General features: G+C 61.0%; 13 protein-coding genes. 3 read left to right on the forward strand and 10 right to left on the reverse strand.

All coding sequences use genetic code 11. The features are described from left to right. Window positions 1-35: 35 nt before the first annotated feature. The 3 genes from gltX to ROSMUCSMR3_RS02685 all read left to right on the forward strand — a co-directional run bounded on the left by gltX (window position 36) and on the right by ROSMUCSMR3_RS02685 (window position 5,323). Window positions 36-1,448, forward strand: a complete 1,413-nt coding sequence (gene gltX / locus ROSMUCSMR3_RS02675) for a glutamate--tRNA ligase (protein WP_081506363.1) — start codon at window positions 36-38, stop codon at window positions 1,446-1,448. A gap of 76 nt (window positions 1,449-1,524) precedes the next feature. After that, the gene (gltA, locus tag ROSMUCSMR3_RS02680) at window positions 1,525-2,820 is read left to right on the forward strand and encodes a citrate synthase (RefSeq protein WP_008283179.1); all 1,296 of its coding nucleotides are present in this window, start codon (window positions 1,525-1,527) and stop codon (window positions 2,818-2,820) included. A gap of 232 nt (window positions 2,821-3,052) precedes the next feature. Beyond that, window positions 3,053-5,323 (forward strand): beta strand repeat-containing protein, encoded by a 2,271-nt coding sequence (locus tag ROSMUCSMR3_RS02685; protein WP_081506364.1) that lies wholly within the window; start codon window positions 3,053-3,055, stop codon window positions 5,321-5,323. A 5-nt stretch (window positions 5,324-5,328) separates the two neighbouring features. Here ROSMUCSMR3_RS02685 and ROSMUCSMR3_RS02690 read toward each other — a convergent pair whose 3' ends face one another. The 10 genes from ROSMUCSMR3_RS02690 to ROSMUCSMR3_RS02735 all read right to left on the reverse strand — a co-directional run bounded on the left by ROSMUCSMR3_RS02690 (window position 5,329) and on the right by ROSMUCSMR3_RS02735 (window position 16,750). Beyond that, window positions 5,329-6,108, reverse strand: coding sequence for an enoyl-CoA hydratase-related protein (locus ROSMUCSMR3_RS02690; protein ID WP_081506365.1), 780 nt, complete (start codon window positions 6,106-6,108; stop codon window positions 5,329-5,331). A gap of 72 nt (window positions 6,109-6,180) precedes the next feature. Continuing rightward, window positions 6,181-6,633, reverse strand: coding sequence for a cytochrome c-type biogenesis protein (locus ROSMUCSMR3_RS02695; RefSeq protein WP_008283182.1), 453 nt, complete (start codon window positions 6,631-6,633; stop codon window positions 6,181-6,183). Next, entirely contained in the window at window positions 6,630-8,594 is a 1,965-nt protein-coding gene (locus tag ROSMUCSMR3_RS02700; protein WP_081508529.1) for a heme lyase CcmF/NrfE family subunit, read from the reverse strand. Before ROSMUCSMR3_RS02700 ends, ROSMUCSMR3_RS02695 begins: the two co-directional genes overlap by 4 nt. 74 nt (window positions 8,595-8,668) lie before the next feature. Beyond that, the gene (locus tag ROSMUCSMR3_RS02705; protein WP_081506366.1) at window positions 8,669-9,235 is read right to left on the reverse strand and encodes a holin family protein; all 567 of its coding nucleotides are present in this window, start codon (window positions 9,233-9,235) and stop codon (window positions 8,669-8,671) included. Next, complete coding sequence (locus ROSMUCSMR3_RS02710; RefSeq protein ID WP_008283186.1) at window positions 9,229-9,837, reverse strand: holin-associated N-acetylmuramidase; 609 nt, start codon at window positions 9,835-9,837, stop codon at window positions 9,229-9,231. Before ROSMUCSMR3_RS02710 ends, ROSMUCSMR3_RS02705 begins: the two co-directional genes overlap by 7 nt. Before the next feature lie 139 nt (window positions 9,838-9,976). Next, window positions 9,977-10,423, reverse strand: coding sequence for a cytochrome c maturation protein CcmE (ccmE, locus tag ROSMUCSMR3_RS02715; RefSeq protein WP_008283187.1), 447 nt, complete (start codon window positions 10,421-10,423; stop codon window positions 9,977-9,979). 11 nt (window positions 10,424-10,434) lie between these two features. Next, entirely contained in the window at window positions 10,435-11,463 is a 1,029-nt protein-coding gene (gene argC / locus ROSMUCSMR3_RS02720) for an N-acetyl-gamma-glutamyl-phosphate reductase (RefSeq protein ID WP_081506367.1), read from the reverse strand. Between the two features lie 95 nt (window positions 11,464-11,558). Beyond that, the gene (locus ROSMUCSMR3_RS02725) at window positions 11,559-12,371 is read right to left on the reverse strand and encodes a glutamate racemase (protein ID WP_008283189.1); all 813 of its coding nucleotides are present in this window, start codon (window positions 12,369-12,371) and stop codon (window positions 11,559-11,561) included. Window positions 12,372-12,389: 18 nt separating this feature from the next. Beyond that, on the reverse strand, window positions 12,390-13,253 hold the full coding sequence (locus ROSMUCSMR3_RS02730; protein WP_081506368.1) for a lysophospholipid acyltransferase family protein: 864 nt from the start codon (window positions 13,251-13,253) through the stop codon (window positions 12,390-12,392). A 77-nt stretch (window positions 13,254-13,330) separates the two neighbouring features. Further along, window positions 13,331-16,750 carry an indolepyruvate ferredoxin oxidoreductase family protein gene (locus ROSMUCSMR3_RS02735; protein ID WP_081506369.1) on the reverse strand — a complete coding sequence of 1,140 codons (3,420 nt, stop codon included), beginning with the start codon at window positions 16,748-16,750 and terminating at the stop codon, window positions 13,331-13,333. Window positions 16,751-16,774: the final 24 nt, after the last annotated feature.

Here is a 16,774-nt window from a genome sequence, read left to right on the forward strand (position 1 = left end):
GCCCCATCATCGTTACCGAAAGGTTAATCTGCCCCATGTCGCAACAGGTCGTGACCCGCTTTGCCCCTTCGCCCACTGGCTATCTGCACATTGGGGGCGCGCGCACGGCGTTGTTCAACTGGCTGTTTGCGCGCGGGCGCGGCGGCAAGTTCCTGCTGCGGATCGAAGACACCGACCGGGCGCGCTCAACCCCCGAGGCGACACAGGCGATTCTCGATGGGTTGGCCTGGCTTGGGCTGGACCACGATGATGAGGCGATCAGCCAATTTGAACGCGCCGACCGGCACGCCGAGGTGGCACGCAAATTGCTGGCCGAAGGGATGGCCTATAAATGCTTTGCCACACAGGACGAGATCGAAACCTTCCGCGAAGCCGCGCGCGCAGAGGGCAGATCCACCCTGTATCAAAGCCCGTGGCGCGACGCGACACCCGATCAGCACCCCACTGACATGCCCCATGTGATCCGAATCAAGGCCCCCCGCGACGGCGTGACCGTGATCCGGGATGAGGTGCAGGGCGATGTGACCATTCGCAACGATCAGCTTGACGATATGGTCCTGCTGCGCGGCGATGGCACGCCGGTCTATATGCTGGCCGTGGCGGTCGATGATCACGACATGGGTGTCACCCATGTCATCCGGGGCGACGATCACCTGAACAATGCCGCGCGGCAGATGATGATCTATCAGGCGATGGGCTGGCCCCTGCCGGTTTACGCCCATATCCCGCTCATTCACGGACCCGACGGCAAGAAGCTGAGCAAGCGGCATGGCGCGCTTGGCGTCGAGGAATATCAAAAGATGGGCTATCCCGCGGCAGGGATACGCAACTATCTCGCGCGTCTAGGCTGGAGCCATGGCGATGCGGAATTCTTTGACGACGCACAGGCGCAGGCGTGGTTCGACCTTAAGGGAATCGGCAAATCCCCGGCCCGGCTAGACTTCAAAAAGCTGGAGAATCTCTGCGGTCAGCATATCGCCGCCGCTGACGATGCTGCGCTGCTGCATGAATTGCAGGGGTTTTTGGCCGCTACAGGGCAACCCGCGCTTGACGACACGAAATTGACGCTGTTCTCTCGCGGCATGTATTGCCTCAAGGAACGTGCCAAGACCTTTCCGGAACTTCTTGATAAGGCTGCGTTTATTCTTGCAACACGGCCAATTCAGCCCGAAGAGAAGGTGGCAGAGCAGCTTGACACAGTATCCCGTGGTATACTGAAAGAATTGACGCCGCAGTTGCAAACTGCTACGTGGACACGTGAGGATATCGAGGGTCTGGCGACCCAATTCGCCGAAGACCATGGAATGAAATTCGGCAAGCTGGCAGGCCCCCTCCGGGCGGCTCTGGCGGGCCGCAGTGCGACACCTAGCGTGTTCGACATGATGCTGGTCCTTGGGCGGGATGAAACCATCGCCCGGTTGACCGATGCGGCCTGCGGAGGGGATTAATCCCTTGGCAAGGCACTACGTTTATTCAGCTCGATACGCGCATGGCGTAATCGGGCGCTGAGAGGGAGGACCCCTGATGTCAGAAGTCAAGAGAGTGGCAAAGCTGGAAATCGACGGCAAGACCTATGAATTGCCGCTGCATTCCCCGACGGCGGGCCCGGATGTCATCGACATCCGCAAGCTCTATGCCGATGCGGGCGTATTCACCTATGACCCCGGCTATACCTCGACGGCAAGCTGTGACAGCACCATCACCTTTATCGACGGCGACAAGGGTGAACTGCTGCATCGCGGCTATCCGATCGACCAATTGGCCGAGAAATCGCATTACCTCGAAGTGTGCTATCTGCTGCTCTACGGCGAGCTGCCCAGCCCCGCACAGCTTGAGGATTTCGAAAGTCGTGTCACCAACCACACGATGATCCACGAACAGATGCATTTCCTCTTCCGCGGCTTTCGCCGGGATGCGCATCCGATGGCGATCATGGTGGGCGTGGTGGGCGCACTCAGCGCGTTCTATCACGACAGCACGGATATCACCGACCCCTGGCAGCGCGAAGTGGCCTCGATCCGCCTGATCGCCAAGATGCCGACCATCGCTGCGATGGCGTTCAAATACACCATCGGGCAGCCGTTCGAATATCCGCGCAACGAACTCGATTATGCGTCGAACTTCCTGCGCATGTGTTTTGCCGTTCCGGCCGAGAATTACGTCGTGAACCCGATCCTGAGCCGCGCGATGGACCGGATTTTCACGCTGCATGCCGATCACGAACAGAACGCCTCGACCTCGACCGTGCGTCTGGCGTCGTCTTCCGGGGCCAACCCGTTTGCGTGCGTGGCTGCGGGCATCGCCTGCCTCTGGGGTCCGGCACATGGCGGCGCCAATCAGGCCTGTCTTGAAATGCTGCAGGAAATCGGCACGCCAGACCGCATCCCCGAATTCATCGCGCGCGCCAAGGACAAGGACGATCCGTTCCGCCTGATGGGCTTTGGCCACCGGGTGTACAAGAATTTCGATCCCCGCGCCAAGGTGATGAAACAATCCGCCGATGAGGTTCTGGAATTGCTGGGCGTCGAGAATAACCCGACGCTTCAGGTGGCCAAGGAACTGGAGCGGCAAGCGCTTGCCGATCCCTATTTCGCGGATAAAAAGCTTTTCCCGAATGTAGATTTCTACTCGGGCATCATCCTCGAGGCGATGGGCTTTCCGACATCGATGTTCACGCCGATTTTCGCGGTCAGCCGCACCATTGGCTGGATTTCGCAGTGGAAGGAAATGATCGCCGATCCGCAGCTCAAGATCGGGCGCCCGCGCCAGCTCTACAAAGGGGCGACGATGCGCGACTATGTTGACATCGAAAAGCGCTAAGCGCTGAAATCATCAAAGACGAACCCCGGCTCAAACGGCTGGGGTTTTTCTTGTTTAGAGTACCAATCAGAACAATTCCAATCCCCGTATCGCATTGTTTCCAGCCCCTGTCAGGAGCCCGGGATCAATCGACTTTATACTTGATTTTCAACGTGTTTGGGGAATATCTGAACGGGTAAGTGCATTCACGGATGCGAATGTTTATTTGATTGGTCCGGGGGGACCCTGAGTAATGGGTGGTTTGCTTTTACTTGGCCTTTTGGCAGGCGTAGGACTTACGGCGTTTGTGATCGACGAAGTCAACGAGGACGACGACGACACCAACACTAACGACATCAACACTGATGATACCATATCCGGCACACCTGGCACTGATATCCTTGATGGAACAGCACGCGCCGACGAAATCACGGCGCGCGGCGGTGACGATATCGTATCGGCAGGCGGCGGCGATGATCTTGTTCAGGGCGGCACGGGCGTTGATATCATCCTGGGCGGCAGCGGCGCCGACACGCTCTCTGGCGACGGCGGCGACGACGTTCTGATCGGGGGCCGGGGCGACGACCTGATCGAAGGCGGCGCGGGCGACGACGTGCTCATCGGCATTGACGGTGGCCTGAACAGCCAAACCGGCGATGAATTGAATAGTTTGATCCAAAGCAATCCGACCATTGACGCCTTGCGCCCAAGTATCGGCACGGATCAGCATGGCTCCGACACTTTGATCGGCGGCGACGGAGAAGATGCGCTATTCCTCAGTGGTGGCGATTTTGGCACTGGTGGGGCCGGTGAGGACCGTTTCCAGATCGGGGATTGGATCGAAGCGGACACTGTGGCCACGATCACCGACTATGTCCCGGCCTCCGACTTCATAGACTATAGCTACGTGTCCAACGGCACCGCTCCGCAAGTCTCTGTTGCGCCGGATGACGATGGCAACGCCTTGCTCAGCGTCGATGGCGTGGTCATTGCGCGCGTTTTGGGGGCCGCCACAACTCTGACTCCTGCAAGTGTCATCCTCTCCGAGAGAGCAGATGACAGCAGCACCGACACCGGCCTCAACATCCTGAGGGGCACAAACGGGGCTGATCTCATCGACGGAAGCAACGTTGGCGATGAAATCACAGCCCGCGGCGGCAATGATCTCATCGCCTCTGGCGGAGGGCGTGACGAGGTGTTTGCGGGGGATGGCAATGACGTCGTGTTTGGCGGCAACGCCGCTGACATCCTCTGGGGCGGGGTCGGGAATGACGTGGTTATCGGGGGGGCCGGGGGCGACTCGCTTCAGGGCAATTCCGGCGATGACCTCATTCTAGGGCTCGATATTCCTCTTGGCTCTGGCAGTGCGGCGGCCATCTCGGCCTTCAATCTGAACTCCGCAACACCAGAGGCCCTGCTTGAAGGTCTCATTCGCACCCCGTCAGAGGATCTCAGCGGCGACGATACGCTCTTGGGCGGCAGCGGTAACGACGTGCTCGTGATCGGGGGCGATGATACGGCGACGGGCGGCCTTGGGGCTGATCGTTTTTGGCTGGGTGAATGGGTTGGGGGCGCAGACACGGCCACCATCACCGATTATGAGCCGGCTGTGGATCAGATCGTCTATTACCACAGCCCGGCTGCGCTTGGCGCGGCAACACCGGTCATTACCCTGTCCACCAATGCGGCGGGGGATGCGATCATACTTGCGGATGGCGTACCCGTGGCCGAGGTGACAGGCGCGGGCAGCACGCTGACGGCAGCAGAAATCGTGATCGTCGAACGTGAAACCCCGCTCAACCAGATTACTGGCAGCACCGGCAACGATTTGATCACCGGGCGCTCAATCGGCGATGAAATCACGGCCCTCGAAGGCAACGACGTGGTTGGTGCGCGCGGCGGCGATGATCAGGTGTTCGGCGGGGCTGGCAACGATATTCTGGACGGCGGCAGTGGCTCGGATAGCGTTTGGGGCGAAGCGGGCGATGACGTATTGATCGGCGGCGCCCTGCGCGATGTCCTGTTCGGTAGCGCGGGCAACGACCTGATCATTGGCATTGATATCCAGCTTGGCTCTGGCAGCGCCGCCGACATTGCGGCACAGGATCTTGATCCTGCGACCCCGCGTGCTCTGCTTGACGATTTTGCGCGCAGCGCAGCCGAAGAGACAAGCGGCGACGACAACCTGTCAGGGGGCAGCGAGAACGATGTGCTTATCATCGGCGGCGACGATACCGCCACGGGCGGCGTCGGCGAAGATCAGTTCTGGCTTGGCGAATGGGGTCGCGGGGCCGATATCGCGACGATCACCGATTTCGACCGGGCCGACGATCAGATCGCCTATGTCTACACGGCAGCCACCCCAGATGCAGCCCCGCCTGTTGTGACCCTGACCACCAACGCCGCAGGGGATGTCACCGTGCTGGCGGATGGGATCGCCGTGGCCCGTATCTTGGGCGCAGGCAGCACGCTCACAGCCGCCGATGTCGCGCTCATTGCGCGCCCCCCGGCAGTCGCCGCGTAACCGGTTCAGCGCCCCTCGAACCTCGGGGGGCGTTTTTCCAGAAAAGCCACCACGCCTTCCTTAAAGTCGCGGGTCTGCCCGCAGGCGCCCTGCAATTTGGCCTCAAGGTCCAATTGCCCCTCAAGCGTGTTGTCCCACGTGCTGCGGATCGCCTGTTTGATCGCCCCATAGGTTTGTGTCGGCCCCATGGCCAGCTTTGCCGCCCGCGCCCGCCAGTGGGCGTCAAAACCTGCGTCGTCCACCGCCTCCCAGATCATGCCCCAGTCGCTGGCTTGCCGGGCCGTGATCGGTTCCGCAAAAAGCGCAGCCCCCATCGCCTTGGCCATGCCCATCTGGCGCGGCAGCGCATAGGTTCCGCCCGCGTCGGGAATAAGGCCGATCCGGGCAAAGGCCTGCAGGAAATAGGCACTCTCGGTTGCGATCACCACATCTGCCGACAGCGCCAAATTGGCCCCTGCCCCTGCCGCAGGCCCATTGACCGCACTGATCGTGGGCACCGGGCAATCGGTGATGGCGCGCAGCATCGGCACATATTCCTCGCGCAGCACCCGCTCCAGATCAAGCGTGGTGGCGTTGCCGCCATCGCTCAGATCCTGCCCCGAGCAGAACGCCTTGCCGTTGCCCGTCAGAACCACAACCCGTGCCTCTCGCCCGGCATGGGTCACCGCATCGGTGATTTCCGCCCGCATCTGGGTGTTGAGCGCGTTCATCTTATCCGCGCGATTGAGGCTGAGAAGCGCCACGCCGTCGGCGATCTCCAGTGTGATGGTTTGATAGTCTTTCACGGATTCGCGCCTTTCAGTCTGGTTTGCGGCATCAAACCCCAGACCATCCCGCGCGCCAAGCGAAACCGCGCGTCACTCCTTGAGGATTTCGCGCAGACGGTTTTCCTCGGCTTCGCTAAGCCGGGCAACCTCTGTCTCGGGCGTGCGCGCCCGGCCCCGCAAATAGGCCGCGCCAATAAGAAGGCCAGCCCCCAGCATCAGCGGCCCCGCCCACCACAAAAGCATGTTGGCCCCGCCCGACCGCGGCTTGAGCAGCACGTATTCGCCATACCGCGCAACGATGAAATCGACGGCCTCGTCGTTGCTGTCGCCCGCCACCAGACGCTCGCGCACCAAAAGACGCAGATCGCGCGCCAGTTCCGCGTTGGAATCGTCAATGCTCTCGTTGCGACACACCAGACAGCGCAAGCCCGAGGAAATATCCCGCGCCCGCGCCTCAAGTGCAGGATCATCAAGGATTTCATCCGGCTGCACCGCAAACACCGGCGCGGCAATCACGCAGAGCGCAAGGATCAGGCGTTTCATTCCGCAGGCACCCCCTGCGGCACCTTGCGCGCGCCCGCAGCCACCCGGTAGCGTCGGTCGCTGAGCGACAAGAACCCGCCAAGCGCCATCAGGATAGAGCCACCCCAAATCCAGTTTGCCAGTGGCTTGTAATAGCTGCGCACCGCCCAGCCCCCGCCAATCTGCGGATCACCGATGACAACATAGATGTCTCGCAAAAAGCCACTGTCGAGCGCCGCTTCGGTGGTTGGCATCTGCGCGACAGGGTATTCGCGTTTTTCAGGCGTCATGGTCGCGATTTCAACCCCATCCTTGGACAGCGTAAACGTCGACATCGTGGACAGATAATTCGGGCCTTCCTCGTCGTGAACCTCGTCAAGGCGCAGCGTGTAGCCCGCAATGTCGAACTGATCACCGATCTTGAGAACGCGAATATCCTCTTGTTGCCAGGCCATCATCGCCGCGATACCGGCCATGGTCACGCCAAGGCCACCATGCGCCACCGCTTTGCCCCAATCGGCCCGCGGCAACCGCGTAAGGCGCGACAAACGCCCGTCTCCGCGCCCGGTGCGCGACCAAAGATCAACCGCAGCGCCCCCAATCAGCCACGCCGCAAGAAACAGCCCCACCGGACCAAGCGCCGAACGCCCGGTCTGCATCGCCCAAGCAAGTGCGCCAATCGCCAAGGCGAGCGCAAACGCCGGGGCCAGTTGCCGAATGACCCGGCCCAACGTGGCCCGCTTCCACGGCAGCATCGCCCCCACCGGCAGAACCAGCCCAAGCGCCACCATGAAGGGGGTAAAGGCCGCGTTAAAAAACGGCTCGCCAACCGACAGTTTGCGATCAAACAACATCTCGGCGATCAGCGGCCAGATGGTGCCGATAAAGACCACAAAACACGCCACCGCCAAAAGCAGGTTGTTGAGGACGAGCGCGGATTCGCGGCTGACAAGGCTGAACACGCCCTTGGCCTGCATCACCCCCGCCCGCGCCGCAAAGAGCGTGAGCGCGCCAGCCATGAACACCGCAAGAATCGCCAGCAAGAACACGCCGCGCTCCGGGTCAGTGGCAAAGGCATGCACCGAGGTCAGAACGCCCGACCGGGTGATAAAGGCACCAACCATCGAGAACCCGAATGCAATGATCGCAAGCAGGATCGTCCAGCTTTTCAGGCTTTCGCGCTTTTCCACCACGATTGCGGAATGCAGCAGGGCTGCGGCAATAAGCCAAGGCATGAAACTGGCGTTTTCAACCGGGTCCCAGAACCAGAACCCGCCCCAACCCAATTCGTAATAGGCCCACCAAGACCCAAGCCCGATACCGATTGTCAGGAAAATCCAGGCCGCCAGCGTATAGGGCCGCACCCACCGCCCCCAGGCCGCATCTACCCGCCCCTCGATCAACGCCGCCACGGCAAAGGAAAAGGTCATCGAAAGACCGACATAGCCAAGATAGAGGAACGGCGGATGAAAGGCCAAGCCCGGGTCTTGCAAGAGCGGGTTCAAGTCCTGCCCGTTGAAGGGCGGCACCGCCATGCGCAAAAACGGGTTCGACGTCAGAAGGATAAAGAGGAAAAACGCCACACCCACCATGGCCTGCACGCTCAGCACCCGCGCGCGCAGCGACGGCGGCAGATTAGAGCCGAACCACGCCACCGCTGCGCCAAACAGCGTCACGATCAACACCCAAAGCAGCATCGACCCTTCGTGATTACCCCAGACACCGGTAATCTTGTAAAGCATCGGCTTATCCGTGTGGCTGTTGAGCACCACAAGACGCAGCGAGAAATCCGAGATCACAAAGGCCCATGTGAGCGCGGCAAAGGACACAGCCGTCAGCATGAACTGAAGTGTGGCTGCGGGTTCGGCAAGGGCCATCCAGCCCGGCCAGCGTTTATAGGCGCCAATCAAGGGGATGGTGGCCTGAACACAGGCCACCAGAAAGGCGAGGATGAGGGCGAAGTGACCGAGTTCTGTAATCATGTCCCGAATATAGGACAGGAGCACGCTCTGGCCAATCGCAATCGACGCCAATACTGGACCACATTGTCGCGGGCTCAGCCCCGCCGCCGCCATTCCGCCAGCGCCGGATTGTCGGTCGGCGTCAAAGCCGTCAGCGCCAGATCTGCGTCCCCGCCGTTGTCCGCCACACCGGGGCTAGAGGGGTTGAGCGCGCGCAGGGTTCGGATGCTCTCGGCCACATGCGGTGCACGGGCGACGGTGCTGGCAATCGAGCGTTGAAAATCCTGCCCCTTGGCCTGATAGCGCGCGCCGAAATAGAAACTGACAATCGCCCCCAACAACCACCAAAGCGGCTCTGGCACCAGCGCAAGCCCCGCCATGCGTTCGCCAAACCACAGCGGATCAACCATCGCCGCCACAAAAAGACCAATCGTGCCAAGCGCCATCGCCGGGCGCGGAATGCGATTGAGACCGTCAATGATGCGGTCAAACAGCCCCCGGTTCTCCAGACGGAACTCGCCCGCCATCTGCTCGAGCGCCGCGCGCTGCGTCTCGATACTGCGCTGGTCGGCGGCCTCGGCATTGACGCGAAACACTTCGGCGGTCTCGCGCACCACATTGGCCCCGCTGCCAAAGAGCGCGCGCAAGATATCCATCACCATGCGCTGATCCTCGCGTTGAATTGAGCCTGACTCAGATGAAAGCGCGGCGAGATGAACACTTCGGCCCGCTTGATCCAGCCGCCTTTACCCCCCGTGCGACTGCGCGCGAATTTGCGACTTTCCGGGCGGGCATCGGCAAGGCGCAGGTAATAATTGCGCCGCGCAATGCCATAAGCATCGGCAATATGATCCGGGGCCGCCTTGGCTGCGGCCTCTGCCGCCGCCGCAGTTTGCGGCCCGATCACGCCGTCCACCTCGATCTCCTGCCCCATCTCACGCAAGAGCCGTTGCAGAATCTTGACCGCATTGGACCCGGCGTTGACATACATATCGAAGACACTCGGCCGCAGGCTCTGAGGAAGCCGCGCGATGCCCGGACGCTGATAGTAGTGGTCGATGAACAGCGACACCGCCTGATCCCGCGTCAACGCCCGGACGTCCAAGGCATCCACCACGCCATCGCGCGTCAGGTCCAGCCCCAAGCGCCGCATCGTATGAATTGTCACGCCAAAATTCGTTGCACCGCCGGGATCGTCAGGATCATCCACATAGCCGCCTTCACGCGCGACGATCTCTTGCGCTATCTGTTCAACAGTTTGCATCCGCTTGCCGCCTTCTTCCGAGGAATACGAGCCTCAGCATCGGAACCAAGCGTTAACGCCACCCTTTTTCAGCGCGCGCACCGGCCTTGCATGACCGGCGGATGTCTTTGGAAAACTTTCAAATAGGCCGGTGGCAGCCTTAGCTGCCGTCCGGCTCCTGATAGACGCCCTGCGCCTTGAGCGCGTCAACCACTTCCTTGGGCATGTACGTCTCGTCATGTTTGGCGAGGATCTCGGTGGCGACAAAGATCCCGTCGCGGTAACTGCCGGTGCCGACCATGCCCTGATTTTCCTCGAAAAGATCAGGCAGAACGCCACGATAGGTCACAGCCACCACACCATTGCCATCGGTCACGTTAAACCGGATAGTCTCGCTCTCGCCACGCTTGAGACTGCCTTCTTCTACCAGCCCACCGATGCGGAACACTTCCGACGGGCTGGGCGGTTCGGCCAACACCTGCGTGGGCGAACGAAAGAAGTTGATACCGTCCCGCATGCCATAGCCAATCAGGGCCGTGGCCATCACAAGCGCCACAGCAGCTATCGCGATGATTTGAACGCGGCGCTTTTTCTTGAGCGATTTCATCGGTGTCACCCTTACGGAAAGACCGGGGCAAGCATCAGCCCCGTGGTCTCAGGCTCAGATAACATCAGATTTGCGTTTTGCAACGCCTGCCCGCTGCTACCTTTTGTCAGATTATCCAGCGCGGCAATCACTATCGCCCGTCCCGCGCGCCGATCCGCCACCACGCCGATATGACAGAAATTGCTGCCGCGAATGTGCCGCGTGCTCGGGGTTTCGCCCATCGGCAGAACCACAACAAACGGCTCATTGGCATAGGCCGCCGCCAGCGTGGCATGAATCTGCGCCGCCTCCCCCCGGACATAGCCAGTGGCGAGAATCCCGCGATTGGCGGGGATTAGATGCGGGGTGAACTGTATTTCGACAGGGCGTCCGGCCAGAGCGGAAAACTCTTGATCGAACTCACCCAGATGCCGATGCGTGCCGCCCACCGAATAGGCGTGATAGCCCTCAGACAATTCCGCATGCAGCAGATTTTCCTTAAGACTGCGCCCCGCGCCCGACACGCCGCATTTGAGGTCAAGGATGATCTCATCCAGATCAATTACCCCGGCAGAGATCAGCGGGCGCAGGATATACTGCCCCGTCGCCGCGTTGCACCCGGTGCCCGCCACCAACCGCGCGCTGCGGATATCCTCGCGGTAAAACTCGGTCAGACCATAGACCGCCTCTTGCTGCACCTCTGGCGCGGCATGCGGATTGCCATACCATTTCTCATAGGCAGCCGGATCACGCAGCCGGAAATCCGCCGAGAGATCGACAATCTTCAGATCGCGCGGCAGGTTTGCAATCACCTCTTGGCTGGTCTTATGCGGCAAGGCGCAGAAACACAGATCAATGCCCGAGAAATCAATCTCCTCGATGGTGACAAGATCGGGCAGGTCGAGATGCCGCAAATGTGGAAACACCTGCCCCATGCTTTGCCCCGCCTTGGAATTGGCGGCCAATGCGGTGATCCGCATATTGGGATGGGTGGCGATCAGCCGGACAAGCTCGGCCCCGGTGTAGCCAGAGGCACCCAGAATGGCGATGTTATGGGTCATTGTGACCTCACTTTCAGATAGCTTGAGAATATTTCAATTCAGGCCACGCCACAAGGCGGCGTCATGCCTGCGACAGCCGTAAAATCCGGCACGGCTCAGGCCGCAGAGAACTTGATTTCTCGTCGCAAGAACTGCGTCGCCCGGCTCGACACCCGCTTGGGATCACCGGTGGTCAAGAATGCGGCCTCAGCGCCCGCCCCGATCTTGTCTGGATGCCGCCCCAGATAATCGGCAAGGCTCGACGCCACCAGATTGGGCTGCGAATAAACCGCCACATCGGGGCCAAGCGCGTCCTGAAACACCTCTTGCACCAGCGGATAATGCGTGCAGCCCAGAACCGCCGCTTCGGGATGCGGCATCTTGCGCTTGAGCGCGTCAACATGGCTGCGCACCAGCGCTTCGGCTAGGATCATGTCGCCGTCTTCGATGGCATCGACCACGCCGCCACAGGCCTGCGCCTCGACATCGACACCGATGGCGCGAAACGCCAATTCGCGTTGAAACGCCCGGCTGCGCACCGTCGCAGGCGTGGCAAAGAGCGCCACGTTTTTCACAGCCACTTCGCGCGGCGGGGAATTGTCGCCCCATTGCCGCTCGGTCAGCGCCTCGATCAGCGGCACAAAGACCCCCAGAACCCGCTTGTCACGCGGCACCCAGGATTCTTGCATCCGCCGCAGCGCCGCCGCCGAGGCGGTGTTGCACGCAAGAATAACCAGATCGCAACCCGCCGCAAAAAGCCGCTCTACCGATGACGTGGTCAGATCATAGATGTCATCGGCATCGCGCACGCCATAAGGCGCATGGGCGTTATCGCCCAGATACACAAGAGGCACCTCCGGAAGGCGCTTGCTCACCGCATCCCACACCGTCAGGCCACCCAGCCCGCTGTCGAAAATTCCTACCGCCATGTCCCGCGTCCAGTGCCGTTATTCGAACTCGAACCCGATTTCAGAGGCAACAATCGGGCTTGGAGACAATTCATATGTCTTGGCGCGCAGGAATGCCATGAGGGATTTTGTATCGCCTGCATATTGCGCCAGCGTGCTGCGCGGAATGGGATCACCCACCACCACGCGCACCGGCGTATCCACCCGCTTGCGGAATTCCTTGATCAAAAGCCCCATGCGCAGCGTCACATGCAGATGGCTGGCCAGTTGAAAGAGGCGGCTGGTGTGACCGTCGAAATAAACCGGCACCACAGCGGCTTGGCTTTTGGCGATCATCTTGGCGGTAAATCCACGCCAGCCGGGGTCCATCGGGCGCGAAAACGGCTTGGCCGCCGTGCTGACGGTGCCGCCCGGAAAGATGCCGATAGCCCCCCCCTGCCCCAGATAATCAAGCGCCGTCTTGCGGGTGGCCAAATTAAGCGCGACCGCTTCCTTGGTCTCGTCGAAACTGATCGGCAGGATGACCTTGTTCAGATCCTCGGCCTTGCGAAAAATCTGATGCGCCAGAATGCGGAAATCACCGCGCGTCTGGCTCAGGATATGGCCCATCATCAACCCGTCAAGAATGCCGTAAGGGTGATTGGCAATCAGCACCAAAGGCCCCTCTTTCGGGATATTCGACAGACTGCCCCCCACCACATCCAGCGTGAGCCCATAGCGCTCGACGATCACTTCCCAGAAATCGCGACCCTGCAAAACCTCGGTCTCATAGCCTGCCGCGCGCTTGATCAGTTCGATCCGCCCGGTCAGGTTTTCCATCGTGCGGATCAGCGCCCGCCCGCTCTTGGTCTGAGCAGAATAGGAATAAGAAATGTCACGGGCGATTTGGGGGTCTTGGCGCATAGGCGATCCTCGGCTGAGTCGCGTTTCATAGAGTTATGCGACAGACGTGACCAGATCACGTGACATTATCGTGACACCTATTCTGCAGCCTGTGCCATTTCCGTTCCGCCCGATCGGATGACCGCCAATAGCTCTGTGCGCCGGGTTGCGGCCTTGGCGGCGTTACCCTCCTTGACCGGGCCAAACCCCCGGATCGACAAGGGCAAAAGCGCCAGCGCTATGATCGCGTCCCGGGTCTGCGCCGTCAGCTTGGGCAGAACCTCGGCCATATCAAGCTCGTATTGCACAATCAAAGCCCGCTCCATCCGCCGCTCTGCGGTGCGGCCAAAAGGATCAAGCGGCGTGCCACGCAACCCCTTGAGCCGCGCCAATACGCCAAAGGCCCGCAGGATGCCGGAACCGAATTCGCGCTTCTTCGGTCGCCCGTCGCTGCCCATCTTGGACAACATCGGCGGGGCAAGGTGGAATTTCAGCGTGAAATCGCCACCAAATTCGGCGCGCGCCTTTTGCGCCGTCTCCAGATGCAGCCGCGCCACCTCGTATTCGTCCTTATAGGCCAAAACCTTGTGATAGCCTTGCGCCACCGCGTCCTTGACCCCCTCATCGGTGATCCCATCAAGCAGGCGCAGATACCGTCGCGCCAAACGCTTGCTTTGATAGGCGGTCAGATGCGCCACGCGATAATCGATCCGCTCCGCCAGCGTTTTTGGCTTGGCGACAACCTTGGGCGTCAACAGTTTCTCAACCTCCGCCGGATAGAGCGCCGCCCAACGGCCCACCTCGAACGCCCGCAGATTGGCATCCACCGCCGCCCCATTCAGGCGAATGGCCTCGGTGATGGCGTCATGGCTGAGCGGGATCAAACCCCGCTGCCACGCAGCACCAAAGATCATCATGTTGGAATAGATCGAATCCCCCATCACGGCCTTGGCCAGATCCGAGGCGTCGAACATCTGCACCGCGTCACGCAACCGCGCCTCTAGCGCCAGACGCAACCGGTCGGCAGGCAGGGTGAATTCCGTGTTGCGGGTAAAATCACCGGTGATGATCTCGTGGCTGTTCACCACTGCCCCGGTGCGGCCCGCCCGCGTCAAGCCCAAGGTCTTGGCCCCGGCAGAGACCACCAGATCGCCCCCAATCAGCGCGTCGCATTCGCCCGTCGCCACGCGAATGGCGCTGATATCACCGGGATTTTCGGCCAGCCGACAATGGATATGCACCGCCCCGCCCTTTTGCGCGAGACCGGCCATTTCCATCATGCCCGCCCCCTTGCCATCAATCTGCGCCGCCTGCGCCATCACCGCGCCGATGGTCACAACCCCGGTGCCACCCACCCCGGTGATGACCACATTATAGGTCCCGTCAATCGCGGGCAGCGCGGGGGCTGGCATCTCGGGCAGGGTCACTTCGGCGGTGCTGTCTTTGCGGATCTTCGCGCCTTCCACCGTCACGAACGACGGGCAAAACCCCTTGAGGCAAGAAAAATCCTTGTTGCAGCTCGATTGATCAATCGCCCGCTTGCGGCCCAGTTCGGTTTCCACCGGCACAATCGAAACGCAATTCGATTGCACCCCGCAATCACCGCAGCCCTCGCAGACATCGGTATTGATGAACACGCGACGATCCGGATCAGGAAACTTGCCCCGCTTGCGGCGGCGGCGTTTTTCAGCGGCGCAGGTCTGGATATAGAGGATGACACTCACCCCCTCGATGTCCGCCAATCGCTCCTGCACCGCCATAAGATCAGATCGCTCTGAAAATTCAACACCTTGCGGGAAAGACTTAAGGTCAACGTCCTCTTTTTCGTCATAGACGACAGCCAGATGTTGCACCCCCATGGCGCGCAGTTCGGCGGCAATACGCGGGGCATTCAGCCCGCCTTCATTCGGTTGCCCGCCGGTCATCGCCACGGCATCGTTGTAAAGGATCTTATAGGTGATCGTCGTGCCCGCGGCCAAAGCCGCGCGAATGGCCTGCACGCCCGAATGGTTATAGGTGCCGTCGCCAAGGTTCTGGAACACATGTTTGCGCGTCGAAAACGGCGCCTCGCCGATCCAATTTGCCCCCTCGCCGCCCATATGGGTAAATCCGGTCGTCTCGCGGTCCATCCACTGCACCATGTAGTGACAGCCGATCCCGGCATAAGCGCGCGCGCCTTCGGGCAACCGGGTCGAGGTGTTATGCGGGCAGCCTGAACAGAAATAGGGCAGACGGGTTGCAATCTCGGCCGCGTTGTCATTGCGCCGCGCCTCGCTCAGCGCCTCCAGCCCGGCCTTGATCCGGTCGGTGCCGCGCCCCTCTTCGATCAGGATACCGCCCAGCTTTTCCGCGATCCATATGGGATCAAGCGCGCCGCGCGTCGGGAACAGCTCTTCGCGGTGCATGCCACCTGCGCCGCCCTTGTACCAGCCATAGACACGCCGCCCGCGCCGGTCGTCAAAGATCGCCTCTTTGATCTGCACCTCGATCAGCTTGCGCTTTTCCTCAACCACCACGATCAGGTCGAGCCCCTCGGCCCAGTCGTGAAACCCCTGCATGTCGAGCGGAAAGACCTGCCCCACCTTGTAGGTCGTGATCCCCAACCGCTCCGCCTCTGCCGCATCAACCCCCAAAAGATCGAGCGCATGCACCAGATCAAGCCAGTTCTTGCCCGCCGCGACAAAACCGATCTTGGCCCCCGCTTTGCCCAACACGCGCTTGTCCATGCCATTGGCACGCGAAAACGCCTCGGCGGCAAAGCGTTTGAAATCAATCATGCGCGTTTCTTGCGCATGCGGCGTGTCGATCAGGCGTATGTTCAGCCCGCCCTCTGGCATCGGCAAATCGGGCGTCACAAGCTGCACCCGGTCCGGTCGGCCATCCACAACCGATGTCGCCTCGACCGTGTCTTTCATCGTCTTGAGACCCACCCAGACCCCGGCAAAGCGGCTGAGCGCATAGCCGTAAATGCCATAGTCCAAGATCTCCTGCACCCCCGCCGGGCTGACCACCGGCATATAGGCATCAACCAGCGCCCATTCGCTCTGATGCAGCACGGTAGACGACTCGCCCGTGTGGTCATCCCCCATCGCCATCAGAACGCCGCCATGCTTTGAGGTGCCCGCCATATTGGCGTGCCGCATCACATCGCCAGAGCGGTCCACCCCCGGCCCCTTGCCATACCAAAGGCCAAAAACACCGTCATATTTGCCTTCGCCACGCAATTCCGCCTGCTGCGATCCCCAGAGCGCAGTCGCCGCCAGATCTTCGTTCAGCCCTTCCTCGAACCGCACCTCAGCCGCGCGCAGCACCTTTTCTGCCCGCAGCATCTGTTGATCCACAGCCCCAAGCGGCGAACCGCGATAGCCTGTCACATAGCCTGCGGTGTTCAATCCCGCGGCCCGGTCGCGCGCTGCCTGCATCAGCATCAGCCGCACCAGCGCCTGCGTTCCGTTCAAAAGAACCGGCGATTTTTCCAGATCGAAACGGTCGTTCAGCGTCACCTTTTGCGTGGTCATAGCGTGCCTCCCTTGGTTGAGGGC

Origin of the sequence: Roseovarius mucosus (assembly GCF_002080415.1) — a bacterium.
Classification (GTDB): domain Bacteria; phylum Pseudomonadota; class Alphaproteobacteria; order Rhodobacterales; family Rhodobacteraceae; genus Roseovarius; species Roseovarius mucosus_A.

Excerpts from the sequence above, each read along its gene's own strand:
- gltX (WP_081506363.1), top strand. The coding sequence starts at position 36 with ATGTCGCAACAGGTCGTGACCCGCTTTGCCCCTTCGCCCACTGGCTAT.
- gltA (WP_008283179.1), top strand. The coding sequence starts at position 1,525 with ATGTCAGAAGTCAAGAGAGTGGCAAAGCTGGAAATCGACGGCAAGACC.
- ROSMUCSMR3_RS02685 (WP_081506364.1), top strand. The coding sequence starts at position 3,053 with ATGGGTGGTTTGCTTTTACTTGGCCTTTTGGCAGGCGTAGGACTTACG.
- ROSMUCSMR3_RS02695 (WP_008283182.1), bottom strand. The coding sequence starts at position 6,633 with ATGAAACGCCTGATCCTTGCGCTCTGCGTGATTGCCGCGCCGGTGTTT.
- ROSMUCSMR3_RS02700 (WP_081508529.1), bottom strand. The coding sequence starts at position 8,594 with ATGATTACAGAACTCGGTCACTTCGCCCTCATCCTCGCCTTTCTGGTG.
- ROSMUCSMR3_RS02705 (WP_081506366.1), bottom strand. The coding sequence starts at position 9,235 with ATGGTGATGGATATCTTGCGCGCGCTCTTTGGCAGCGGGGCCAATGTG.
- ROSMUCSMR3_RS02710 (WP_008283186.1), bottom strand. The coding sequence starts at position 9,837 with ATGCAAACTGTTGAACAGATAGCGCAAGAGATCGTCGCGCGTGAAGGC.
- ccmE (WP_008283187.1), bottom strand. The coding sequence starts at position 10,423 with ATGAAATCGCTCAAGAAAAAGCGCCGCGTTCAAATCATCGCGATAGCT.
- argC (WP_081506367.1), bottom strand. The coding sequence starts at position 11,463 with ATGACCCATAACATCGCCATTCTGGGTGCCTCTGGCTACACCGGGGCC.
- ROSMUCSMR3_RS02725 (WP_008283189.1), bottom strand. The coding sequence starts at position 12,371 with ATGGCGGTAGGAATTTTCGACAGCGGGCTGGGTGGCCTGACGGTGTGG.
- ROSMUCSMR3_RS02730 (WP_081506368.1), bottom strand. The coding sequence starts at position 13,253 with ATGCGCCAAGACCCCCAAATCGCCCGTGACATTTCTTATTCCTATTCT.
- ROSMUCSMR3_RS02735 (WP_081506369.1), bottom strand. The coding sequence starts at position 16,750 with ATGACCACGCAAAAGGTGACGCTGAACGACCGTTTCGATCTGGAAAAA.